Here is a 23217-nt window from a genome sequence, read left to right on the forward strand (position 1 = left end):
GCGCGGGGGCGGGGGCGGCGGCCGCGAGCGGAGGTGCCGGAGGGTCCGGTGCGGGGAGCGGTTCCGGGGGCGCGGCGGCGGGCGAGGGGCTGGGCGCACCGGTCAAGCTCGGGATCGCCGCCGGGGCGCTGGTCACGGCCGGTGCCGTGGTCGCGTACGCCCTGATGGCGAACTCCCCGGAGCCGGCGAAGAAGTCACAGGCCAAGGCCACGGCGCCCCCGGCCGTACCCGCGCCGTCGCCTCGCAGGCCCTCGCACGAGCCCACACCGACTCCCACGCCCACGTCCACACCCACGCCTACGCCCACACCGACGTCTTCGCCCACACCGACGCCGAGAGCGACGAAGGCGCCCGCCCCGCCCCCTCCCGTGCCGAAGCAGGCGGCTTCCGCTCCTTCCACGCCGCCGACGCCCCACCTGAGCCCGCCTCCGCCAAGCCCGTCCGCGCCGCGTCCGCAGGCCCCGCCACCGCCGGCGCACCCACCGACGCCGACGCCCCGGCCGTCACCGTCCCCGACCCCTCCGCCGGCCCCGGAGGCCGTCTACGAGCTCAATCAGCTCCCTTACGCGGGCCTCGGGGACGGCACCGGGCCGGAGATCCGGCTCGCCGGGAGCAGCTGGCTGTGGCAGCGCTACGGCCTGTGGATCGGCGGGGCCGCCTACCGTCATGGCGTCAGCGTGCACGGCATGTCGTCGGTCACCATCGACCTGAACCGTCCCTGCACGGCCTATGACGCCATGGTGGGCGTCGACGACATGACCTTCGAGATCGCTGACGTCCGGTTCTCCGTCTACGGCGGCGATACGCGGCTGTGGCGATCGGGCGTCGTGCGGGGCGGGGAGGCGGCGGTGCCGGTGCACGTGCCGCTGTCGGGGTACCGGTCGATCCGGCTGGTCGTGGAGCCGGGGTCCGCGCCGGGGGCGGTGGCCGTGGCCGACTGGGCGCGGTCGCGGATCACGTGCGGTGACGGGGGCAGCGGGGAGGGCGTGGAGCGCTGGTAGCAGCGCCCTCCGCCCCGTGCCGCCCGAGCGTCACAGGCTCGGCCGCGGGGTGACCCCTCCCGCCACCGCTCTCTGCCGTGGTGCCGCCGATCCCGTCCAGCAGGTGCCGCGCCGGGCGAGCAGGCGTCGTAGCCACAGCTCCGTGGAGACCAGTTCCGCCAAGCCGTCCAGAGGGAGCGCCTGGCCCTGGGCCGCCGCGTGCAGGGCGGCTCGTACCACCCGGGCCTCGACGAGCCCGGCGTCGGCCAGCAGCGGTGCGTCGAAGAGTTCCAGCAGGGGCTCCATGGAGGTTCTGATGCCCGCGCGGACGGCCGCCGCGTGCGAGGCATGGGACGTGGCACCCCAGCCGGCCGGCAGTTCGCGGACGCCGGAGCCCGCGAGGACCGCGCGCAGCACGGACGCGCGCGCCCCCGGCTGCACCCGGAGCGCCTCCGGGAGGGCGCGGCAGGCCCGTACGACCTGGTTGTCGAGGAAGGGTGCGTGGAGGCGCTGGCTGCGGACCTCGGCGGCCTGTTCGAGTACGCGGTGGTCCGCCGCGTGCCGGGCGAGCGAGGCGGCGGCGCGGCGCTCCCCCGGGCGTTGCAGGAGGCCCGTCGGGCGGACGGCCGCCGCCTGGAGGCGAACCGATACTTCGGCGAGAGCCTCCCCCGTGAGCCAGCGTGCGGCCGGCCCGGGGCGGCACCACGTGAGGGCGGCGAGCGAGGCGTCCACCGCTCCGCCGGGCGCCGACGGGGCGGCGGTGGAGGGGTCGTCCATGGCGGGGAACTCGGGCGCCAGCAGCAGGGCGGCGGCCGCTTCCAGGCCCTCCCGGAAGGACGTACGGGCCAGCCGGCGCGCCGCGCGGTAGACGGTGAACGGCACGAAGAGGGACTGCGTCGACGGTCCGTCGGCGCGGGCGAGCGCCGATACGGGCCGCAGCAGGTGACGTCTTCGGCGGTCCATGAGCAGATCGGCGAGTCGGGCGGGGTGCGCGTCAAGTACTTGTCGCGCGCCGTGTCCGACGAGGTGGTCGGCACTGCCCGCGGTCAGCCGTCGCCGGTGGCGTTCCGCGGTGACGAGGGAGGGGCCGGGTTCGTCGGTCAGCGGGCCGCTCGCCAGGTCGGCGTAGGGGAGGGCTTCCTCGCCGGCGGCGACGACCACGTGGTGCAGGCGGGGGTTGGCGGCGATGGCGCGGGCCCGTTCGAGTTCGGCCTCCCGGGCGCGGCTGCCGCCGGCGGCGAGGTCGTTGAACGTGACGGCGAGGAGCCGTTCGCCGGCGCCGGTGCCGTGCCCGAGAGGTGTTCCGGGGACGCCGGGAAGTCCGGCCGCGAGAAGCGCCAGCGTGGCGGAGGCGCTGCCTCCGGAGAGGTCGGCACCGATGCCGGGTGCCGGTCCGCCGCGTGCGGCGCGGCGCTGGGCCGGTCCCATGCCGGGTACGGGGCCGGGGTCGAGGTCGCCGAAGCGGTGGTCCGGGGCGTGACGGGGGGCCGCCAGGCGGGCGCGTACGGCCTCGACGAGGGCGTCCCTTATGCCGTCGACGGCCCGGTCGGGGGCGAGTTGGGGTGCGGCGACGGCGAGCGAGGCCGTCGGCTCGTACCCGACGATGTCGCGTGCGCCGTCGCGCAGTACCAGGGCGTGCCCCGGGGGCACGCGCCGTACGCCCTGGTAGGGCGTGCCGTCGCCGAGGACTTCCGGGGAGTCGGGGCAGGCGAGGAGCGCGGCGAGGTGGCCGACGTCGAGCTGGGCCTCGATGAGGTCGGCGAGCGGCAGGGCGGCGGTGGCGTAGGCGGTGCCGCCGGCCCAGGCGGTGTGGAAGACGGGCCGGGCCCCGGCGAGGTCGGCGGTGACGGTGACGCGCCGCCCGACCTGGGCAACGGCGGTGTAGCCGCCCGGCCAGGCGGTGAGGTGCCGGAGCGCCCCGCCGCGCGCCGCGATCAGCCCGACCCGCAGCTCCTCGTCGCCGGCGCCGCAGCGGCCGAGGACGGCGAGGCGGGTGAAGGGGTCCGCCTGGACGACGCGCACCTCGTCCGGGCGCCAGTCACCGACCGCCCACAGGGGGGCCGGATCGCCCCACAGGAGCTGTGCGCCGACGGGGTGGACCGTCGGGCCGTCGCCGTTGCGCGGCGCGGCACGGGGACCGGTCCCTGAGGCGGTGCTGCTCCACCCCACCAACCAGCGCATTGCCGCCTCCACAGGCTGTGGACAACCATCACGTGCGGTCATCGTGCGTCGGGCACGGATATTGGGCCCGATATCAGGCACCGGACATCGGGCGCAGACATCAAGTGCAGTCATCATGCACAGTGGGCCGACGGTTGGGGCGGCGAAACGGGCGACACGCCGGTTGCGCTTTTCCCGCAACTCACCTGATTGCGGGGTGAAGTGGCGCGCCGGGGTGGCGGCGGGGGCGCTTGTGGGCACCACCCGGAGCTCGTAGCGGTTCTGTCGCCGTCGTCACGGCGGCGCCCGCAACCACCTTGCCCGTCATGCCCATTGCTGAGGCCATGCTGTCACGACTGAGGGTTCGAGGATCCGAGGTGTACGCGCGTGGCGCGCCTCGGGTTGATGTGCGAGTCCCATGACGGGTGCCCGGCAAGGCGGTTGCTCGCTCGGCGCGGCCCTTTCAGCCCGTCCGGCGCTTGAGGACACCACCGCACAGCGGTGGTGCGCGCGACGTAGCCGCAGCCGCCCGCCCACATGATCCGCCGGACACCGCCCAGCCATCGGGAGCCGCGCGACCCCGGCTTGCCGGGCGGCGAGTTCCGGCCAAACTCCGTACGGGCCGAGGCCCGGGGGCGCACTCGCCCGGTGCTTCGACCCGTATGTGACGGTCCGGGAGGCGAGCGAACGCCTCCCGGACCGCTCCGCCGCCCGCGGGGAATGAGGCGGCGGCTTCCCCCAGCCCACTGGATCCAGTGCAGCGGGCCAACCCACGCATCTCCCATGGAAGCGCGCCCCGGTTGGCGCGGAAAGAGCGCACGGGTGGGCGCACAGCCACACACAACCGGAGCACGTGCCCCTCGATGCACGTCCGCACGGACCCGAATCTCGCCATCCGGGACATCACCTCTTAACGGTCGGGATGCGGGGAACTACGCTGGGTTTACGAATGCCTCGTGCCTATGCCGGGGCGGGCGTCGCTGTTGCCGAGGGGTGCGCATGTCCAGGGAGCCACGCGGGCCGAACGAGAAGCTCGGCACCGTCCTCGTCCTCGCCGGGATCAGCAACGCCGGTCTCGCGCGGAGGGTCAACGACCTCGGTGCGCAGCGGGGATTGACACTCCGCTATGACAAGACGTCCGTGGCCCGCTGGGTCTCCAAGGGCATGGTGCCCCAGGGCGCGGCGCCTCATCTGATCGCCGCGGCGATCGCCGGGAAGCTCGGCCGGCCCGTTCCCCTGCACGAGATCGGCCTCGCGGACGCCGATCCGGCGCCCGAGGTGGGGCTGGCCTTTCCGCGCGATGTCGGCCAGGCGGTGCGGTCCGCGACGGAGCTGTACAGGCTGGATCTGGCCGGTCGGCGCGGGGGTGGTGGCATCTGGCAGAGCCTGGCCGGATCCTTCTCCGTCAGCGCCTATGCCACGCCCGCGTCCCGCTGGCTGATAACCCCGGCCGACAGCTCGGTGGCCCGGGAGGCCCACCAGGCCGCCAAGGAGGCCGAAAGCGGCCCCTGCGGCGACTGCGGGCTGCCGCAGCGCGTGGGCCACAGCGACGTGTCCAAACTGCGGGAGGCGGCCGAGGACGCCCGGCGGTGGGACTCCAAGTACGGTGGCGGCGACTGGCGTTCGTCGATGGTGCCGGAGTGCCTGCGGGTCGACGCGGCGCCGCTGCTGCTGGGTTCGTACAGCGACGACGTGGGGCGCGCCCTGTTCGGCGCGACGGCCGAACTGACCCGGCTCGCCGGGTGGATGGCCTTCGACACCGGCCAGCAGGAGGCGGCTCAGCGCTACTACATCCAGGCGCTGCGGCTCGCCCGGGCGGCCGCCGATGTGCCGCTGGGCGGTTACGTCCTGGCGTCGATGAGCCTCCAGGCCACCTACCGGGGCTTCGCCGACGAGGGCGTGGACCTGGCGCAGGCGGCGCTGGAGCGCAACCGCGGCCTGGCCACCGCGCGCACGATGAGCTTCTTCCGGCTCGTCGAGGCGCGGGCGCAGGCGAAGGCGGGCGACGCCCCGGCCTGCGGGGCCGCGCTCAAGGCGGCCGAGGGCTGGCTGGAACGGGCGCGGGCGGGCGACCCCGACCCGTCGTGGCTGGACTTCTACAGTCAGGAGCGGTTCGCGGCGGACGCCGCCGAGTGCTACCGCGATCTGCGGATGCCGCGGCAGGTGCAGCGCTTCACGGAGCAGGCGCTGGCCCGCCCGACGGAGGAGTTCGTGCGCTCGCACGGGCTGCGTCTGGTGGTGTCGGCGGTCGCCGAGCTGGAGTCCGGCAATCTGGACGCGGCGTGCGCGGCCGGCACGCGCGCGGTGGAGGTCGCGGGCCGGATCTCGTCGGCGCGCACGACCGAGTACGTACGAGATCTGCTGCACCGCCTGGAGCCGTACGGGGACGAGCCGCGGGTGGTCGAGCTGCGGGAGCGGGCGCGGCCGCTGTTGGTGTCGTTGGGGTGATATCACGGCTGAGTGATCACGACCTGGGTGATCACTTTCCCCTCCTTCCTCCCTCCCCTCCCCTCCCGTTCCCTCCCCCGGTGTGACCTGGGTTTCGGCCCGTTGTCAGTGGCACAGGTCATGATGGGAGCGTGGGTGAGGCGCTGAGGGTGAGGGGTGCCGGGTCGTGGGTGCCCGGCCGGCGCGGGGAGGTGACGTGGTGAGGGCGTACGACTGCGATGTGCTGGTGGTCGGGGGCGGGATCGTGGGCCTGTCGACGGCGTACGCGATCACACGCGCCGCTCCGGGCACGCGCGTCGTCGTCCTGGAGAAGGAGGCGGGGCCGGCCCTCCACCAGACCGGGCGCAACAGCGGTGTGATCCACAGCGGTGTCTATTACCGTCCCGGTTCGCTCAAGGCGCGGTTCGCGGTGCGGGGCGCCGCCGAGATGGTGAAGTTCTGCGCCGAGCACGACCTGCCGTACGAGGTCACCGGCAAGCTGATCGTCGCCACGGACCACTCCGAGCTGCCCCGGCTGCACACCCTGGTCCAGCGCGGCCGGGAGAACGGCATCCCCGTACGGGAGCTCGGCCCCGCCCAGATAGCCGAGCGCGAACCCCACGTCCGTGGGCTGGGCGCCATCCACGTCGCCACCACGGGCGTGTGCGACTACGCCGCGGTCGCCGCCCGGCTCGCCCGCCTCGCCGAGGACGCGGGGGCGTCGGTGCGGTACGGCGCCGAGGTGCGGGTGATCGACCGGCGGTCCTCGGGGGTCGCGGTGCGCACGGCCCTGGGCGAGGTGCTGCGCGCCCGCGCCCTGGTCAATTGCGCGGGGCTGTACAGCGACCGGGTGGCCCGGCTGGCGGGCGACGACCCGGGCATGCGGATCGTGCCGTTCCGCGGCGAGTACTACGCACTGTCCCCCTCGCGTACGGAGCTGGTGCGCGGCCTCGTCTATCCGGTTCCGGACCCGGCGTTCCCCTTCCTGGGCGTCCACCTCACGCGCGGCATCGACGGCAGCGTCCACCTGGGGCCGAACGCGGTGCCGGCACTGGCACGGGAGGGGTACGGCCGGCTGACCGTACGCCCCGGAGAGCTGGCCGGGACGGTCGGCTACCCCGGCTCCTGGCGGATCGCCCGCCGGCACTGGCGGTACGGCGCGGGCGAGGTACGGCGGTCCCTGTCCAAGCGCGCCTTCACGGAGGCGGTGCGCCGGCTGCTGCCGGAGGTGACGGCGGACGACCTCATACCGGCGCCGTCGGGTGTGCGGGCCCAGGCGGTGCTGCGGGACGGCACGCTGGTGGACGACTTCCTCTTCGCGCAGTCCCCGCGCATGGTGCACGTACTGAACGCGCCGTCCCCGGCGGCGACGGCCTCGCTGCCGATCGGTCGGGAGGTGGCGGCGAGAGTGCTGGCGGCGCTGGGGTGAGGGGGACGGTGGCCGGCGTTTCCGCGTGAGCGCTGTCACGCGCGACCAGGTCCGTACGCCCGCCCGCAGGCTCTCCGTACGCCCGGAAGCCCGCAACCGTGGGCCGGAGCCCGGCACCGGAGCCGTCGGACCCCGTACGCCGGACCCGGATCCGTACCTCGACACGCCCGTAGAATTGGAGCACTGTGTCCGAGAACCTTGCCCCCACCCCAGCCGCCGACCGCGCCACCCAGGCTTCCGACGTCGCCCGTTCGGCTTCCGAGGCCCGCAGGCGCGAGCCGATGTTCCCCGATGGTCCGGCTCCGGATCCGGCAGGCTCGCACCACGAGCGCCGCATCCGTTCGTTCCAGCCGCGCCGCAGCCGGGTGACCACCGGCCAGGGCGAGGCCCTGCGCCGGCTCTGGCCGAAGTGGGGACTGGACATCGACGGCATGAGCCGCCTGGACCTCGGCGAGCTGTTCGGTGATCCGAAGCTGCCGGTCGTCCTGGAGATCGGCTTCGGCATGGGCGAGGCCACGGCACAGATGGCGGCCGCCGACCCCGGCACCGGCATCCTGGGCTGTGACGTGCACACTCCCGGCCAGGGCAACCTCCTGGCCCTTGCCGAGCGCAATGGCCTGGCCAACGTCCGGGTCGCCAACGGCGACGCGATCATCCTGCTCCGCGAGATGCTCGCGCCCGACGCGCTCGCGGGCATCCGGGTCTACTTCCCGGACCCGTGGCCGAAGAAGCGGCACCACAAGCGCCGGCTGATCCAGCCGGAGTTCCTCGCGCTGGCCGCCACCCGCCTCGCGCCGGGCGGGCTGCTGCACTGCGCGACGGACTGGGAGCCGTACGCCGAGCAGATGCTGGAGGTGCTCTCGGCCTCTCCGGACTTCGAGAACACTCAGGCCGACGGCGGTTTCGCGCCGCGTCCGGACTTCCGGCCGCTGACCCGGTTCGAGGGTCAGGGGCTGGACAAGGGGCACGTGGTGCACGACGTGATGTTCAGGCGGCGGGCGGTGTAGTCCGAGGTCGGTGGGGGGTGTTGGCCCGAGTGACGAACCCGACCCCCAAGGGCGGAAAACCGTCCGTTGTGCGCTCGCGCCCTTGGTTAGGGTCATCGGGTGCATGAGTCCCCGCCCCACCAGCAGCCGATCGCCGGGCCGGCGCCCGCCCACGGGCAGCAGCCGAGCTTTCCCGCCATGCCCGCGCCGGCGGGCTGGCAGTACAAGCCGCGGCGCGCCCTGTGGGACCACAAAGCGGTGCGCGCCGGCGCGCTGATCATGCTGCTCGCGCTGTGCGGTCTGGTCATCCTCGCCCTGGTGCGCGAGCAGACCGGCACCGAGGGCTTCCTGGTGGGCCTGGGGCTGGCGGTACTGCCCGTACCGCTGCTGGTGGCGGCGTTCCGCTGGATGGACCGGGTCGAGCCCAAGCCCTGGCGCAACCTGGTCTTCGCCTTCGCCTGGGGCGCCTGCGCGGCGACCCTACTGGCCATTCTGGCGAATGGTTACGCCACGAAGTGGCTGCTGACCACGGTCGATGTGGCCCAGCGCGCCGACGCGGACGCGTGGGGTGCCACCTTCGTCGCACCGGTGGTGGAGGAGAGCGCCAAGGCGGCCGCGGTGCTGCTCCTCTTCCTCTACCGGCGGCGCGACTTCAACGGCATCGTCGACGGCGTCGTGATCGCCGGCATCACGGCCACGGGCTTCGCGTTCACCGAGAACATCCTCTACCTGGGCAACGCCTTCGCCAACGACCAGAGCTTCGGCTACTCGGGGCTGGGCTCGACGGCGGCGACGTTCTTCATCCGCGTCGTGATGTCGCCGTTCGCCCACCCGCTCTTCACCTCGATGACCGGCCTGGGCTTCGGCATCGCCGCGACCCTGGCCCCGCACCGCCGGGTGCGCCGCTTCCTCGTACCGCTGGCGGCCCTGCTGACCGCGATGGTCCTGCACGGGGTCTGGAACGGCTCGGCGACCCTGCCGCCGCTGGGCTTCCTCGCTGTCTACGGCCTCTTCATGGTCCCGGTCTTCGGCGTCCTGACCTGGCTGGCCATCTGGTCCCGCCAGAACGAGCTGCGCACCATCCGCGTCCACCTCCCCGCCTACCAGGCGGCGGGCTGGCTCACCCCGCCGGAGCCGATCGCCCTGTCCTCGATGCGCGCCCGCGGCATAGCCCGCGACCTGGCCCGCCGCACGGGCGGCCCGACGGCGGCCCGCGCGGTGGCCGAGTACATCTCCTTCGCGACGTCCCTGGCCTTCCTCCGCCAGCGCGCCTACCGCGGCACGGCGGGCAGGGACTTCACGGCACGCGAGCAGGAACTGCTGCACCACTTGTGGCAGCGGAAGCAGGTGGCCCAGCCGGCACTGGCGCATGCGTCGGCGGCGGTGCCGCGGCCGTTCACGCCCATCCCGCCGGGGTCATGGCCTGGCCTGAGCACTGGGTGGCCCCAAGGGCCGAGCCAGTACCGCTGACGATTCGGCGCTCTGGGAGGACACATCCAGAGCGCCGAATCGTTTTTCTCAGTCGACCAGACCAGAAGAAACCGCAGAGGGAGAGCCCTCCCAGCCTCCAGGCGTCATCCAGACGGAGACTATGCCCAAGCTTTCCAAGTACGGGGTGTAGCCCTTGATGTCCTCGGTGAACAGCCCCACCAGATGTGGCTTGGCGGGGGCGTTGTCCTCACAGAGGAAGTGGCTGTACTCAAAGAGCTGCCCCACGGCCTGGCGCACAGCCGACGTTGGGTTGCCATGCTTGATGGTCTTGGCCTCGACCAACCACTCGTGGTCGCCCTTCCGTAGCACCAGATCCTTGGGGTGCTCGGTGGCAGCCGCGAACCCTCGTTGCCTGATGTACGTCACAAACCGGTTTATGAGGTCCTCGTGATCACGGGTCTTCTTAATCGTCCGCTCAGGGATGTGAGCGACATAGTCGCTGCTGTCCTTTGGGCGAAAGCCTTCGAGGCTGGGCTTGCCGTGCACCCTCGCCACGTAGGACACCGCTAGCCCGCTGGGCGCTTCCTTGATCGAGAGCTTTTCAAACGCCGCAGCAGCTTGCTGAAAAGCCTCGGCCATGTGCCAGAGGTCCTCGCGCAGGCTGCCCTCACTCGGCATGGCAGCCAGGTCGTAGCACCGCGCCACCACGCTCCCCGCCTGGTAGGACAAGGGGCCCGAGAGCTGGCTCTTCAAGGCCGGGCGGACGTCCCAACCGGCCACCAACTCCCCCGGGAGCGCAGTCAGCAACGCCTGCGCCCTGGGTTCCAGATAGTCCCGGCGTCGTTTCCCCTCGCCCAAGTGCGGAGGCAGTCCGGTCACGCCTTGCTGGAGCGTGAGAGTGACCGTCTCAAGGTCAGCGGCAAAGATATAGGCGAGGTAGAGCCCAGTCTTAGGGTCCCGGTTGAGGTGCGGGTCAAACACCCCGATCCAAGGGGTCTCTGTGGCCCCGCCGTTGCCTCCGTGTCCCTCCGCCACATAGCCAGGTGGCACAGCTGAGGCAAGGTACGCCTTGGCATCACGCAAAAGCTTTTGACCAGGCACGCTCCCCTGCGTACCCGCCCCCTTGTCGTAGGTGGCAGCTACCTCGCTGAGCAAATCACGGATCCCCATGACCGGACCCTACTCAGACTTGATCACAAAACGTCACCCTGCGGCCAGATCCCGATGCGAATGCGCCACCGAGTGTGCTCCCTCCTGAGAACGTGCCACCCCCTCTGTCGTACCCCACTGGTAGAACTTGGCCACCAGTTGGAAGACAGGGGGCATACGTCCATGAGTGAGCGCTTCAGTCACCACGCACCTGTACCAGGGCTCTACGAGCAGCTGATCACCTCGCGCCTCGAGGAGCGCCTGATGGAGCTGCAGGCCAACGGCTGGAAGGCCACCGCCCAGCCAGTCGGAGAACACTCCTCTCCCCACGTGTTGGCACGCCATGTCGGCCAAACCGTCCACCGGATCCTTACCTCGCTGAGCCCGTCCGAGCAGGTAGTGGCGGCCAACCACATCCTCGAGTCCATGAGCAGTCTCGAAGGAGCACAGCAGTGGGTTGAGGTGATCGCGGAAGGCCCACGTCAGCTGCTCGCCATCGCCGAGCAGGAAGACCCAGGCGCGTACAACATCCGCCCTGCTACTCCCCTGTCCGACACTGCACTGCTCACCAACTCGCCCGACGACCCCAACCTCGGCTTCGAACTGCGAGCTGAGCTCGCCACCGCAGACCGCGTCGACCTGCTGTGCGCTTTCGTGAAGTGGCACGGGCTGCGCGTGCTCGAGGAATCTCTCGCGGGTGCGGCATCCCGTGGCGTACCGATCCGGGTCATCACAACCACGTACATAGGCGCCACGGAGCGGAAGGCGCTGGACCGACTGGTCAGGGACTTCAACGCCGAAGTCAAGGTGAACTACGAGCTCAGGTCCACACGTCTGCACGCAAAGGCCTGGCTGTTCCGTCGGAACAGTGGATACGAAACTGCCTACGTCGGCAGCTCCAACCTCTCCCGCGCAGCCCTTCTCGACGGCCTGGAATGGAACGTTCGGCTGTCGTCCGTGGCGACGCCGGCAGTGCTGAGGAAGTTCGAGGCCACGTTCGACTCGTACTGGAGTGAGGCTGCCTTCGAGTCTTACGACCCCGAGAAGGACGGGGAACGGCTAGAGGAAGCACTGCGGCAGGCTGGAGGTAGGCAGCGAGGAGACGTCACAACCGTCAGCCTGTCTGGCCTTGAGGTGCGGCCGTATCCCCACCAGAAGGACATGCTGGAGCGGCTCCAGATCGAACGCGACGTCCACGATCGACACCAGAACCTTCTCGTCGCGGCAACGGGCACAGGAAAGACGGTCATGGCCGCGCTCGACTATCGGGCGCTACGCACAAAGCTTCAGAACCGCAAACTCAAGCTTCTCTTTGTTGCGCACCGCAAGGAGATCCTCAAGCAATCACTTGTCACCTACCAACATGTCCTCAACAACGCCAACTTTGGGGAGCTCTGGGTCGGCGGGGAGGTGCCCGACGACTGGACTCATGTCTTCGCCAGTGTCCAGTCCTTGAACGCTCAGGCCCTCGAGCGATTCGCTCCGGATCACTTCGACGTGATCGTCATTGATGAGTTCCATCATGGCGTCTCACCGACCTACCGCCGCATCCTTGATCACTTCAAGCCGGCAGAGCTCTTGGGGCTGACTGCTACCCCTGAGCGAATGGACGGGCAGAACGTACAAGATGAGTTTTTCGACGGACGCATCGCCGCTGAGATGCGCCTGTGGGAAGCGCTGGAGAATGACCTCCTCAGCCCGTTCCACTACTTCGGCATTGCCGACAGCGTAGATCTGGAAGGCCTCACCTGGAAGCGCGGGGCCTACGACGCAAGCGAGCTGGACAAGCTGTTCACCGGCAACCACGCCCGGGCCCGACTGGTCGTCAAGGCTGTACAGGACAAGGTGACAGATCCGGGCAGTATGCGCGCCCTGGGGTTCTGCGTATCAGTGGCCCATGCGCACTTCATGGCCCAATTCTTCCAACAGGCAGGGCTCAACGCCAAGGCCCTCGACGGCTCAACACCATCGCCTGAACGCGCACAGGCACTGGCTGATCTGCGGGACGGAAAGATTCAGGTCCTCTTCTCCGTGGACCTGTTTAACGAGGGGTTGGACATCCCCGACGTGGACACCCTGCTCCTGTTGAGGCCCACCTCCAGTGCCACGGTCTTCCTCCAGCAGCTCGGCCGCGGGCTCCGGCGTACGCCCGACAAGGCGGTCCTCACCGTCCTCGACTTCATCGGGCAGCACCGCAAAGAGTTCCGCTTCGAAGAGCAGTTCCGGGCCTTGACCAACCTCACCCGCAAGCGCCTTGTGGACAACATGGAACGGGACTTCCCGCTGCTTCCTTCGGGTTGTCAAATTGTGCTCGACCGGAAGTCGAAGAAGCGCATTCTGGAAAACATCAAGAACCAGATCAATGTCAACGTCGCGCAGCTGACGAGGGAGGTTGCCGCCTACTCGCTACCCGCGCTGCCGGAGTACCTCCGCGAGAGTCAGCGAGAGCTCAAGGAGCTCTACCGCGCTGGCAATTCCTGGACACGCCTGCTCCGCAGGGCTCACCTACTTGCAGAGGGTGGACCCGAGGGAGAAGAAGCGCTACTTAAGCGCGTCTCGGCATTCCTGCACGTCGATGACCCGGACCGCGTTGCCTCCTATAGTCGGATGCTTGAAGACGACGCGCCCAGCTATGAGACCTTGGACGAGCGCGGCCAGGCATACGCCCGGATGCTCTTCTTCTCGCTTTGGCCGCTTGGCGGGGGCTACACCTCATACGATGAGGGCTTCCGCGCGCTGGCTACGCAATCAGCGTTCCGTAGTGAATTGCGCCAGGTTCTGAGCTACAACCTTGCTCACACTGAGCACCTGCCCGTCCAGCTTGTTGGGCCTCGGGCCAACGCCCCCTTGACCGTGCACGCCTCCTACAGCAGGGAAGAGATTCTCCCTGCTCTGGGGCAAGCGGAGCTGGGAGGCTTTCTGCCCGGGCACTTCCGTGAGGGGGTGAAGTGGTGCCAGGACGCCAAGGTAGATGCCCTTCTCATCACCCTTGAGAAGGACGAGAGGGACTTCTCGCCGGAGACGCGGTACAAGGACTACGCCCGGAGTCCCGAGCTCTTCCACTGGGAGTCTCAGAACCAGACATCCAACTGCTCGCCCACGGGTGTTCGATACCAGACGCACAAGGAACAGGGCTCTGACGTCTTCCTGTTCGTCCGCCGGTATAAGAAGAACGACATCGGCGGCGCGCAGCCCTGGATGCTACTGGGCCCGGCTGAGTACGTCTCGCATGAGGGCAGTAACCCGATGGCCATCATCTGGAAGCTCAAGCACGAGATGCCGGCCGATGTGTGGACATACTCCGCCATTGCTGCCAGCTGACCTACGCAAACTGGGCTAGCACCGCCTCGTAGCGCGTCTGTGCGCGGTCCAGGGCCGTATCCGGGTCGGCGCCGTGGGCTCGGAGCCAGTGGAGGAGGTCGGCGATGAGTTCTGTTGCCGCCTCCTCGGATGCGACACGGCTGAGCGGAGAGCCGGCTCCGCTGGATGCAGCGACGCGGCCGTAGAGGGTGAGGAGGGCCTCGATGCCTGCCAGCCGGGGGTTCGTCGGGGGGCGTTCCTTCGCCGGGAGCCCCGTGGCGAGCTCACACCATGTCGTCTTGCCGTAGTCGTGCGAGACCACGCCCCAGCGGTCGACCACGGCCTCAATGAGGCGCGGACCCTGTGCCGGGAATCGGCGTGGGTCGGGGTCTCGGACCTCGATCCTGATGTACGGGCCGTCGAGCGACATCGTCACCCAGGTCGGCGTCTTGGCTCCCACATGGGAGATGACATAGGTGACGAGCTCGGCCGCGCACAGTTGGACCGGGTCCAGGAGGTGGGGCACGCCCCAGAGTCTGAGGCTGGAAGCCAAGGTCCTCCCAAGGTGGTGGAGCCGTTCAGAAACAGCGACGAAGGGGATTTCACAGCTCCTGCGTGACACGGCGTTCGGAGGGTTGCACATGCCGATCTCACCTTCAGCAAAGCGAGTTGAGTGAAGTGGTGCGCTCCCGAGCGTGACAGCGTTTATCTCGAAATGGAACTCTCATATCGAGATAATGGGAGTACTTCAAAGCCTGCACGCCCCGGCGCGCACTCCCTTGCGCTCGGCGTAGCGCCCCGTGCAGGCTCAGCACGATTCGCATGAGGAGGAGCACGACCATGACAGTGGGGCCCACCACCCGACGGCGTCAGCTCGGCGCGGACCTACGCCGTCTCCGTGAACGCAAGGGCCTCACGTTGGAAGAGGCAGGCGGGCGTGTGGGCATCTCGAAAGCCACACTGAGCCGGTACGAGACCAAAGAAGGGTCGGTCAAGTGGCCGGCCGTCGACGCCCTCTGCCGTGAGTACGGGGCATCCGATGCCGAGCGTCAGGCCCTCGTCGAACTCGCCAAGGGCGCTCGAATTCAAGGCTGGTGGCGTTCTCTGGCGGACCCCGTCCCCGAGTCGATGAACCTCATGCTGACCCTTGAGAACGAGGTGGTCCGAGAGGATCACTACGCCTGCATGTACGTACCCGGCCTTCTGCAGACCCGGGCCTACGCCGAGGCCGTCCACAGGGCCTCGGAAGTGGGTTGCACCGACCAAGAGGTGACGCACATGGTTGACATCCGCATGAGGCGACAGGAACTGCTCACGCGAGACGAGCCTCCTCGCCTGCGTGCGGTGATCGACGAAGCCGTCATCCGTAGGGTTACAGGCGGTCGCGCCACCATGCGCGAGCAACTTCGACACCTCTTGGTCAGTGCCCGCTCCCCGGACATCAGCGTGCAGATTCTCCCGTTCTCCGCAGGCGCGCACGCCGCTGCTGTGACCAGCTTCGTCATCCTCGGTGGCCCCGACTCCTCCCTGGACGTCGCCTACCTCGACATCCTTGGCGGTGGCCTGTTCATGGAGAAGCCGCAGGAGCTCGAACGCTATAGATTGGCCTTCGAATACCTGTGCGCGCAGGCGCTGGATGTCGATGCATCAGCGACAGCCATCGATCGGGTCTGCAAGGAGCTTTGATGGACGGCGACATACGCCCCGGAGACAGCGAGCTCCAGTGGGTGAAGTCCTCGTACAGCGGCGGTACCGCGACCGAGTGTGTCGAGGCAGCGCGCACTGCGGACGGCAGGACCGCCATCCGTGACTCCAAGAAGGCAGCCGGACCCGTACTCGCCTTCTCGTGCATGGCCTGGGCGGAGTTCGTCGGAGACATACGGCGCGGCGCGATCGGCTGACACCCTGCCACCCGAAGCTCGGGTTTCGGCGGCGGTGTGGCCGTCATCCGGCCGCTCTAGCAGGCGATTTGAGAACCCGAGACTCGGGATTCGGGACCCGAGCGATCCATACACGGAATGGGTGGTGGGCCTTCCCCCACCCTCCCTCCCAGCTCGCGCGAGCGTACGCGTAAGCAGATGTGTTGACTTTCTGCAACCGAGTCGCCACACCATGCTGTTGCTGTGTAGCGTGCGGCTCAACAAACAACCCCGGCCGGTGCTACCAACACCAAGCCGGGGTCTGACCACCTAGATCAGGAACGTGATCTCGTGGCTGATGCACAGCCTACCCCCGCCCCCATGGCCGCTCCCGGCTACGGCAAGCGAACCGTCCCTGATCAAGCCCCCCGCACCCGGGACGACTTCGCTCATCTGCCCGCCCGCGAAGCGTCGATCGCCGCTCACCTCGACCGGCTTCCCGACGGTGCCGCCGTCGACATCAAGACCCTCGCCAAGGAACTTCCCGCCTACGGGCAGCAGGCCGTGGCCTCCGCTCTCAGGGCCCTCTCCGTGGCCGGTCACCTGCGGCGTTTCAGGGAGCCCGTCGAAGGCTGTACGCAGTGGGTGTCGCGCTCGTACTTCTCCCGCACCGCGCGTGGCGATGACTGGTGGGAGGCCTTCCTGGCCGCCCGTAACTCCCGGCGGTCCGCGCCCCCGGCCCAGGAACCGTCCCGGGAAAGGGCGCGGAACGAGCGTTCCCCCGCGTACATCGCCCTGGCCAGCCTCGGTTGCTCCGACCCTCGCCTGACGCTCTCCGCCGCCGAGTGCGCCGCTCTCGAAGAGCTCGCCGCCGAGTGGTTCGCCCGGGGTGTCACACCGCTGGAGTTCGCACGGATCCTCACGGCGGGGCTGCCCGACGTCATCCACTGCCCGGGCGCTTTCACTCGCAAGAGGCTCATCGACAGGCTGCCTCCCGAACGGCCGGAGACCGCCTACGCGCCGCCGCCTCGTCTGATCATGGAATGCACCGGCTGCGGCACTCCCGGTCGACCCGAAGCGTTCCCCGGCGGCCTGTGCCGCGCCTGTCGTGGCGATGCGCCGCCCTCGGAACCGTCCACCCCGCCGCAGGACGCGGTCCACGCCCGTGTCTCGCAGTTGCGCGCCCTCGCCAAGGCGAGCCGCTAGCCCCCTGCACGGCCTCGACGAATCGGAGCGGACCGCCGTCGCCACGCTGCTGGGCAGGATCGAGGACAACCTCACCACGCCCGGGTGATCCGTACAGCCTCCGCTCCGGCGACGGCGGGCCGGGCTCGGCGCCCCGCCCTTCAAGGTCCGTGGGCCGTGAAGTTAGCTTGGAGTGAGGCAGTTCGTTCCTTGATGCGGAGGTTGCGGGATGGGTCAGATTCCGACGTCTGTTGTTGCCGCTGGTGGGCTTGTCGGTGGCTATGGCATCGCCCGGTGGACCAAGAAGCGGCCGCTCGGTGGGGTGGCGCTGGCTGCTGCCGGGACCGTGGCCGCGCGGCAGTGGGCCGGGAAGGCGGGGGCTCCGAAGGCTGCCGCGCTGACCGGGCTGTACGTGGCTGCCTTCGCCGGGTCGCACCCGCTCGCCAAGAGGATCGGCGCCTGGCCGTCCGTCTTCGCCGTTGCCGGTGGGGTCGCGCTGGCTTCCTGGGTTGTGGAGAGCCGGGCCTGACCAGGGTGTGGGGGCTCGGCCCCCACACCCTGTGTCCTACGCCGACGCCTCCGTCAGCTTCGTCAGTTCCGCGGCCGTCAACTTCAGGTCCGCCACCGCCAGCAGGGCCGGCAGCTGGTTCACCGTGCGGGCGCTGGCCAGGGGGGAAGCGACCGTCGGGCGGGACGCCAGCCAGGCCAGGGCGACCGTCGCGACCTCGGCGTCGTGGGCCTCGGCGACCTCGTCCAGGGCCGTCAGGACGCGGCGGCCGCGCTCGGATTCCAGGTGCTTTCCGGCGCCCTCGGCGCGGGCGCTGTCGACCGTCGCGCCCGGGCGGTACTTGCCGGTGAGGAAGCCGGAGGCCAGGGCGTAGTACGGGATCGCCGCCAGGCCGTGGCGGGCGGCGACGTCCGCGAGCTCGCCCTCGTACGTCTCGCGCGAGACCAGGTTGTACTGGGGCTGGATCGCGGCGTACTTCGCCAGGCCCGTGGAGTCGGAGAAGGCGAGGGCCTCGGCCAGCCGCGCCGCGGTGATGTTGGAGGCCCCGATCTCGCGGACCTTGCCCTCCTTCACCAGTGCGTCGAGGGCGGTGATGAACTCCTCCACCGGCACGGACGGGTCGTCGTAGTGCGTGTAGTAGAGGTCGATGTAATCGGTGCGCAGGCGCCGCAGGGAGTCCTCGACGCCCGACTTGATCACGTCCGCCGACAGGCCGCGAGGCTTGGGGTAGCCCGCGCCGACCTTGGTGGCCAGGACGATGTCGGCACGGTTGCCGCGGGACGCGAACCAATTGCCGATGACGGTCTCCGATTCGCCGCCCTTGTTGCCCGGGGCCCACGCGGAATAGACGTCGGCGGTGTCGATGAAATTGCCGCCTGCCGCCGCGTACGCGTCGAGCACCGCGAAGGACTCCGCCTCGTCCGCCGTCCAACCGAAGACATTGCCGCCGAGGGCGAGCGGGTGGACGGAGAGGTCGCCGATCTTCTTGTGAGTGTCAGCCATGTTCTGGTGCAACTTTCTTACGGGGGAGGGTATTCCGCTCACCGTGGGACCGGCGTCGGCACCGGTTTTCCGCTTCGTGTCGACAACGGTGCCGCGATCGACTCCAGCGAGCGCCGCTCCGCCGGTACGGCCAGGAACGCCGCCACCAGACCGGCCGCGCACATCAGCGACGCACCGATCCGGAACGCCAGCACCGTGTCCCCGACCACTCCGCTGCTGGTCAGGCCGGAGAACAGCAGCGGGCCGCTGATGCCGCCGGCCGCCGTGCCCAGCGCGTAGAAGAAGGCGATCGCCATGGCCCGGGTCTCCATCGGGAAGATCTCCGAAACCGTGAGGTACGCGCTGCTCGCGCCCGCCGAGGCGAAGAAGAGGACGACGGCCCAGCAGGCGGTGAGGGTGTTCGCGGTCAGGTGGCCGGCGCCGAAGAGCCAGGCGGTGCCGAAGAGGAGGAGGCCGGACAGCAGATAGGTCGACGAGATCATGACGCGCCGGCCGACGGAGTCGAAGAGCTTGCCCAGCAGCAGCGGGCCCATGAAATTGCCCGCCGCGATGACCGCGAAGAAGTAGCCGGTGTGCGAAGTGGAGACGTCGAAGAACGTCGTCAGAATGGCGCCGAAGCCAAAGGTGATCGCGTTGTAGAGAAAAGCCTGGCCGATGAAGAGCGCCAGGCCGAGTACGGCGCGCCGCCGGTAGTCCGAGAACACCGTACGAGCGATCTCGGCGAAGGTGGTCGCCTCCCGCTGGTGAATGGTGATCTCGCCTTCGGACGGCGGTAGTTCGGTGCCCTTTTCCGCCTCGACACGGCGCTCGATCGACGTCACCAGCTCCTCTGCCTCGCCCCCTCGCCCATGGATGAACAGCCAGCGCGGGCTCTCCGGTACATGGCGGCGTACGAGCAGGATGACCAGCCCCAGCACCACGCCCAGCGCGAAGGTCAGCCGCCACCCCACGTCCGCCGGGAACACGTCCGTGTCCAGCATCAGGATGGACAGCAGCGAACCGCCGACCGCGCCGATCCAGAAGCTCCCGTTGATGATCAGGTCCACCCGGCCGCGGAAGGTGGCGGGGATCAGTTCGTCGATGGCGGAGTTGATGGCCGCGTACTCACCTCCGATGCCGAAGCCGGTCAGGAAGCGGAACGCGAAGAACCACCAGGAGGAGAAGGAGAGCGCGGTCAGCGCCGTCGCGGCCAGATAGACCGCGAGCGTGACGATGAAGAGCTTCTTCCGCCCGAACTTGTCGGTCATCCGGCCGAAGAACAGCGCCCCCGAGCACGCCCCGGCCACGTAGAGAGCCGCCGCCAGGCCGGTGACCTGGCCGGACGTGATGGGCAGGCCGCTCCCCTCCTCGGACAGCCGGCCGGCGATGTTGCCGACGACCGTGACCTCCAGACCGTCCAGGATCCATACGGTGCCGAGGCCGATCACCACCGTCCAATGCCAGCGGGACCAGGGCAGCCGGTCGAGCCGGGCGGGCACCGAGGTGGTGATCGTCGCGTTCGTCGTCACGGGTAGCGGGTAGCCCGTGGCGGGCGGAGTATGCACGACCGGAGGACGGTCCCCTCGCCTGTGCGGCCTCTACGGCTGGAGCCCCCGCGCGCGCAGCCACGACAGCGGGTCGACCGGCGAGCCGCCGCCCGGCCGTACCTCCAGGTGCAGGTGCGGGCCGGTGACATTGCCGGTCGCACCGACCCGGCCGATCACCTGACCGCCGGTGACCTTGCCCGAGGTGGCCACCATCGACGAGAGGTGGCAGAACCACAGCTCCGTCCCGTCGTCCAGCTTCAGCACGATGCGGTAGCCGTACGCGCCCGCCCACCCTGCTTGTGTGATCGTGCCGCTGCCCACCGCCTTGACGGGCGTACCGGTCGGGGCGGCGAAGTCCTCACCCGTGTGGTTCGCGGACCACATATTGCCCGCCTGCCCGAAACCGGCGGTCAGGGTGTACGAGCCGACCGGGAGGGTGAACGAGCCCGAGCGGGCACTCCTGCCCGCCGCCTGACCACCCGCTGAGCCGCCCGCCCGGCCGGTCTGCCGCTCCCCCGCGCTCCCGGCCTTCCGCGGCGACTGAGGCTTCTGCGCCTCTGCGGCTCCGGCGTGTTCCCGCGACCGCGCTTCGGCCTTGGCCCCGACTTCAGCGGCCTTCGCCTCGGCCGCCTCAGCCGCCTCGGCCGCCGCCTTGGTCACCTCCGCCGCCTTGTCCGCCGCCGCCTGCCGCTGCGTCTTCGCCGCCGCCTGCGCCACGGACGCGCGCGCCTGGTCGTCGGCGGCGCTCTGCTGGTGCTCGGCCTGCTGGAGGATGCGGGCGCGGAGCGTTTCGCCGGCGTTCGCCGTGCCGGTGGCCGCTTCCTCGGCGGACAGGCCCGCCTGGCTCAGCGGCTGGTCGGCGCCGGGGACCATGGGCGGTGCGGCCGCGTCGGTCCGCCCGGCCGTATCGCCGGTCAGGAGCGCGCCGACGCCGGGGATCCGCGACAGGTCCGGCATGGATATCGGCGCGGCCGGACGGCTCTGGGCACTCGCCATTCCGCCGGCGCCCACCGCCGCTATGACGCCGACGCCGAGCACCGCGCCGCTACGGGCCATCGTGCCGCCGCGCGGCTTGACCACCCGGTGCCGGCCACGGACAGGGGTCCCCGCACCGGGCTCGTAGACCGGCTCGTACGACATCGGCTCGTACGACACCGACTGATACGGCTCCGGCTCGTACGGACGGTCGTACGGCGGCTCGTACGGAGGGTCGTAGGACGTCGGCCCATACGGACCTTCGTCGTAAGGAGCATTGCGGGCAGGCTCGTTGGACGCCACGGAGGCGTACTCCTTTCCTTCCTTCTCGCCTACCGGGTTAGCTGACGGGTTCGGAGCAGGAAGGTCTCCTACGAGCCGGAGTGCGGCCCGATTCACCCCAGGGTGGTGGTTCCCCGGTTCCCCAATGCTGCTGGTGGATCACTGGTGGATCAGGTGCTGCTGTGCCCGAGGGATTCGGCGAAGGCGCACGGCACCGCCACTTACGGCGGTTGTGACGACCGCGCGCCGTTATCGAACGTTAATAGACATGGCGGCTGGAATCCAAGCCGAAAGCGTGAACTGGCGGGCTTTGACCACACTTTGCCCTGCCCTTCGGCGGAATGGGCACAGATCGGGACCGATCAGGACCGACCACGCGCCGAGCCGACTGCCTTCCGCACGGCGGCCGTCGGCGCCGCGACGGTCCCCAGTCTCGCGTGGTGGTAACGCCCGTCACCACGCCGGATCGCCAGGAGGGCCATGTCGTCGGCCGTCTGACCCTCCGAGTGGCGGGCGACGTCCAGGACGAGGGCGTCCAGCAGGGCTTCGGGGCCGCGGAACTGCCGGCCGGCGAGGCGGGTGCACGGGTCGTAGAAGACGCCGTACTCGTTCCGGGCCTCGGTCACCCCGTCCGTCAACAGCAGCAGCATCGCGCCCGTGGGGAACTCCCATTCCTCCGCCCGGTCCGGCCAGGCGCCGAGATCTCCCATGCCGAGCGGCAGCGCGGGCACGCCGGCTTCCGCCTCGGCGACGCGGCCGTCCGCGAACAGCAGCAAGGGCGGCGGGTGACCTCGGTTCACCAGGCGCAACACGGGTGCACGAGAGGGCATTTCCGCCAGGACGGCGGTGGTGAAACCCTCGAACTGATCCAGGTTCGCGCGCCGGGCGCCCTCCCTCTGCAACGCACGCTCCAGCCGCGCCGCGACCCCCTCCAGCGTGCGCTCCTGCTCGGCCGCCTCACGGAACGCGCCGATCACCACGGCGACCGCCTCCACGGCCTCCAGCCCCTTGCCGCGTACGTCGCCGACGATGACGCGCACGCCGTACGGGGTCTCCTGGACGGCGTACAGATCGCCGCCGATACGGGCGTCGGCCTGCGCCGCGACGTAACGCGCCGCCACACGCAGGGAACCGATACGAGCCGGAGGTACGGGCAGCACGGCGCGCTGTGCCGTCTCCGCGATGCCTCGGGCGGAGGCCAGCTGCCGGTGCCGGCGGCGGGCGATGCGGTTGATACCGAGGGCGAGGAGGGAGACGACCGCGATGGTGAGGACTTCGATCACCGACAGCACGGTGTTGTCCCCGTGCTCGTAGATCTCCAGCGCGATCGCGGCGGCCACGGCGACCACGGCGGTGGCGGCGGTGGCGCGCAGGGAATAGAGGGAGGCCGCGACGAGAGGGGCGGACGAGAGAAAGGGGCCGTAGGAGTACGCGGACGGCGTGCAGAGATCGAAGACGACACCGCCGGCGATCAGGGCGGCCGGCAGTCGGTGTGCCGCGCGGCCCGCGGCACGGGTTCCCCGCGAGGACCCGTCGCCGCCGGGGGAGCCGGTCCGGGAGGAACAATCGGCGCGCTCGGGCGTGCTCCGCACGGAGTTCCGCCCTGGCCCGTCTCGCTTCCCCACCGTGCTCTCTCCTGACCGGCCGACCCGCACGTCACCCCTCCCACCCTTCCGGGCGCCACCCGCCGCGTCGAACGCTGATGCGCCATGCGGGGTGCGGGGGTGCACTTCGTGCGGGATCAGGAGCACGTGCAGGTCAGGAGCACGCGCGGGTCAGAAGCACGCGCGGGTCAGAAGCACGCGCGGGTCAGAAGCACGCGCGGGTCAAAGGGCACGTGCAACAAAGCCGGGTGCGCGCTCAGCGCGCACCCGGCGTCGTGCCTCAGGCTGTGGTCGTACCTCAGGCAGTGGAGGAGCGGCGGCCACCGCCGGTGCCGCCGCCGGTGCCACCGGAGCGGCGCGGACGGCCCACGGCGTTGCCCGGGCGGGGGCCGCCGGAACGGCGCGAGCGCTCGC

18 protein-coding genes and 1 riboswitch are annotated in these 23217 nt (G+C 70.1%); of the genes, 10 read left to right on the plus strand and 8 right to left on the minus strand.

What is annotated here, in order from left to right; translation table 11 throughout:
• Positions 1-400 (minus strand): hypothetical protein (locus J7E86_RS31855; protein ID WP_251019005.1); only part of this gene is annotated, 400 nt, incomplete at its 3' end.
• Here J7E86_RS31855 and J7E86_RS31610 point away from each other — a divergent pair.
• Positions 369-1001: an NPCBM/NEW2 domain-containing protein gene (locus tag J7E86_RS31610; protein ID WP_308312565.1), complete on the plus strand. Its 633-nt coding sequence runs from the start codon at positions 369-371 to the stop codon at positions 999-1001. The two genes, J7E86_RS31855 and J7E86_RS31610, sit on opposite strands and share 32 nt — an antisense overlap.
• A gap of 30 nt (positions 1002-1031) precedes the next feature.
• Here the strand turns inward: J7E86_RS31610 and J7E86_RS11700 are convergent, their stop codons facing one another.
• Complete coding sequence (locus tag J7E86_RS11700; RefSeq protein ID WP_215081530.1) at positions 1032-3161, minus strand: asparagine synthase-related protein; 2130 nt, start codon at positions 3159-3161, stop codon at positions 1032-1034.
• A 978-nt stretch (positions 3162-4139) separates the two neighbouring features.
• Between J7E86_RS11700 and J7E86_RS11705 the strand changes: the two genes are divergently transcribed.
• The 4 genes from J7E86_RS11705 to J7E86_RS11720 all read left to right on the plus strand — a co-directional run bounded on the left by J7E86_RS11705 (position 4140) and on the right by J7E86_RS11720 (position 9452).
• Entirely contained in the window at positions 4140-5588 is a 1449-nt protein-coding gene (locus J7E86_RS11705; protein WP_215081531.1) for an MFS transporter, read from the plus strand.
• A 199-nt stretch (positions 5589-5787) separates the two neighbouring features.
• The gene (gene lhgO / locus J7E86_RS11710) at positions 5788-6996 is read left to right on the plus strand and encodes an L-2-hydroxyglutarate oxidase (protein ID WP_215081532.1); all 1209 of its coding nucleotides are present in this window, start codon (positions 5788-5790) and stop codon (positions 6994-6996) included.
• A 185-nt stretch (positions 6997-7181) separates the two neighbouring features.
• A complete protein-coding gene (trmB, locus tag J7E86_RS11715) occupies positions 7182-8003 on the plus strand; it encodes a tRNA (guanosine(46)-N7)-methyltransferase TrmB (protein WP_215081533.1) in 822 nt (273 codons plus the stop codon).
• 99 nt (positions 8004-8102) lie between these two features.
• Complete coding sequence (locus tag J7E86_RS11720; protein ID WP_374223791.1) at positions 8103-9452, plus strand: PrsW family intramembrane metalloprotease; 1350 nt, start codon at positions 8103-8105, stop codon at positions 9450-9452.
• A gap of 48 nt (positions 9453-9500) precedes the next feature.
• Here J7E86_RS11720 and J7E86_RS11725 read toward each other — a convergent pair whose 3' ends face one another.
• Positions 9501-10583 (minus strand): MrcB family domain-containing protein, encoded by a 1083-nt coding sequence (locus tag J7E86_RS11725; protein WP_215081534.1) that lies wholly within the window; start codon positions 10581-10583, stop codon positions 9501-9503.
• Between the two features lie 162 nt (positions 10584-10745).
• On the opposite strand from J7E86_RS11725, the gene J7E86_RS11730 reads away from it, so the two are divergent.
• Positions 10746-13883 carry a DUF3427 domain-containing protein gene (locus tag J7E86_RS11730; RefSeq protein WP_215081535.1) on the plus strand — a complete coding sequence of 1046 codons (3138 nt, stop codon included), beginning with the start codon at positions 10746-10748 and terminating at the stop codon, positions 13881-13883.
• Between the two features lies 1 nt (position 13884).
• Here the strand turns inward: J7E86_RS11730 and J7E86_RS11735 are convergent, their stop codons facing one another.
• Positions 13885-14388 carry an ATP-binding protein gene (locus J7E86_RS11735; protein WP_215081536.1) on the minus strand — a complete coding sequence of 168 codons (504 nt, stop codon included), beginning with the start codon at positions 14386-14388 and terminating at the stop codon, positions 13885-13887.
• Positions 14389-14702: 314 nt separating this feature from the next.
• On the opposite strand from J7E86_RS11735, the gene J7E86_RS11740 reads away from it, so the two are divergent.
• The 4 genes from J7E86_RS11740 to J7E86_RS11755 all read left to right on the plus strand — a co-directional run bounded on the left by J7E86_RS11740 (position 14703) and on the right by J7E86_RS11755 (position 17435).
• Entirely contained in the window at positions 14703-15548 is an 846-nt protein-coding gene (locus J7E86_RS11740; protein ID WP_215081537.1) for a helix-turn-helix transcriptional regulator, read from the plus strand.
• Positions 15548-15763, plus strand: a complete 216-nt coding sequence (locus J7E86_RS11745; RefSeq protein ID WP_215081538.1) for a DUF397 domain-containing protein — start codon at positions 15548-15550, stop codon at positions 15761-15763. Before J7E86_RS11740 ends, J7E86_RS11745 begins: the two co-directional genes overlap by 1 nt.
• 309 nt (positions 15764-16072) lie before the next feature.
• Positions 16073-16927 carry a hypothetical protein gene (locus J7E86_RS11750; protein WP_308312564.1) on the plus strand — a complete coding sequence of 285 codons (855 nt, stop codon included), beginning with the start codon at positions 16073-16075 and terminating at the stop codon, positions 16925-16927.
• 208 nt (positions 16928-17135) lie between these two features.
• Positions 17136-17435 (plus strand): hypothetical protein, encoded by a 300-nt coding sequence (locus tag J7E86_RS11755; protein ID WP_215081539.1) that lies wholly within the window; start codon positions 17136-17138, stop codon positions 17433-17435.
• Between the two features lie 36 nt (positions 17436-17471).
• On the opposite strand, the gene J7E86_RS11760 is transcribed toward J7E86_RS11755, so the two are convergent.
• From J7E86_RS11760 to J7E86_RS11775, 4 genes are all read right to left on the minus strand, one after another.
• The gene (locus J7E86_RS11760; protein WP_215081540.1) at positions 17472-18416 is read right to left on the minus strand and encodes an aldo/keto reductase; all 945 of its coding nucleotides are present in this window, start codon (positions 18414-18416) and stop codon (positions 17472-17474) included.
• A 38-nt stretch (positions 18417-18454) separates the two neighbouring features.
• A complete protein-coding gene (locus J7E86_RS11765; RefSeq protein WP_215081541.1) occupies positions 18455-19924 on the minus strand; it encodes an MFS transporter in 1470 nt (489 codons plus the stop codon).
• A gap of 69 nt (positions 19925-19993) precedes the next feature.
• Positions 19994-21220: a peptidoglycan DD-metalloendopeptidase family protein gene (locus J7E86_RS11770; protein WP_374223792.1), complete on the minus strand. Its 1227-nt coding sequence runs from the start codon at positions 21218-21220 to the stop codon at positions 19994-19996.
• An 11-nt stretch (positions 21221-21231) separates the two neighbouring features.
• Positions 21232-21410: riboswitch (cyclic di-AMP (ydaO/yuaA leader) on the minus strand.
• 151 nt (positions 21411-21561) lie between these two features.
• Positions 21562-22791 (minus strand): PP2C family protein-serine/threonine phosphatase, encoded by a 1230-nt coding sequence (locus J7E86_RS11775; RefSeq protein WP_215081542.1) that lies wholly within the window; start codon positions 22789-22791, stop codon positions 21562-21564.
• Between the last annotated feature and the right edge of the window lie 426 nt (positions 22792-23217).

The sequence above is a fragment of the Streptomyces sp. ISL-11 genome (assembly GCF_018614525.1).
GTDB lineage: Bacteria > Actinomycetota > Actinomycetes > Streptomycetales > Streptomycetaceae > Streptomyces.

Coding starts and splice junctions, on each gene's coding strand:
- J7E86_RS11700 (WP_215081530.1), bottom strand. CDS start 3,161: ATGCGCTGGTTGGTGGGGTGGAGCAGCACCGCCTCAGGGACCGGTCCC.
- J7E86_RS11705 (WP_215081531.1), top strand. CDS start 4,140: ATGTCCAGGGAGCCACGCGGGCCGAACGAGAAGCTCGGCACCGTCCTC.
- J7E86_RS11725 (WP_215081534.1), bottom strand. CDS start 10,583: ATGGGGATCCGTGATTTGCTCAGCGAGGTAGCTGCCACCTACGACAAG.
- J7E86_RS11730 (WP_215081535.1), top strand. CDS start 10,746: ATGAGTGAGCGCTTCAGTCACCACGCACCTGTACCAGGGCTCTACGAG.
- J7E86_RS11740 (WP_215081537.1), top strand. CDS start 14,703: ATGACAGTGGGGCCCACCACCCGACGGCGTCAGCTCGGCGCGGACCTA.
- J7E86_RS11745 (WP_215081538.1), top strand. CDS start 15,548: ATGGACGGCGACATACGCCCCGGAGACAGCGAGCTCCAGTGGGTGAAG.
- J7E86_RS11755 (WP_215081539.1), top strand. CDS start 17,136: ATGGGTCAGATTCCGACGTCTGTTGTTGCCGCTGGTGGGCTTGTCGGT.
- J7E86_RS11760 (WP_215081540.1), bottom strand. CDS start 18,416: ATGGCTGACACTCACAAGAAGATCGGCGACCTCTCCGTCCACCCGCTC.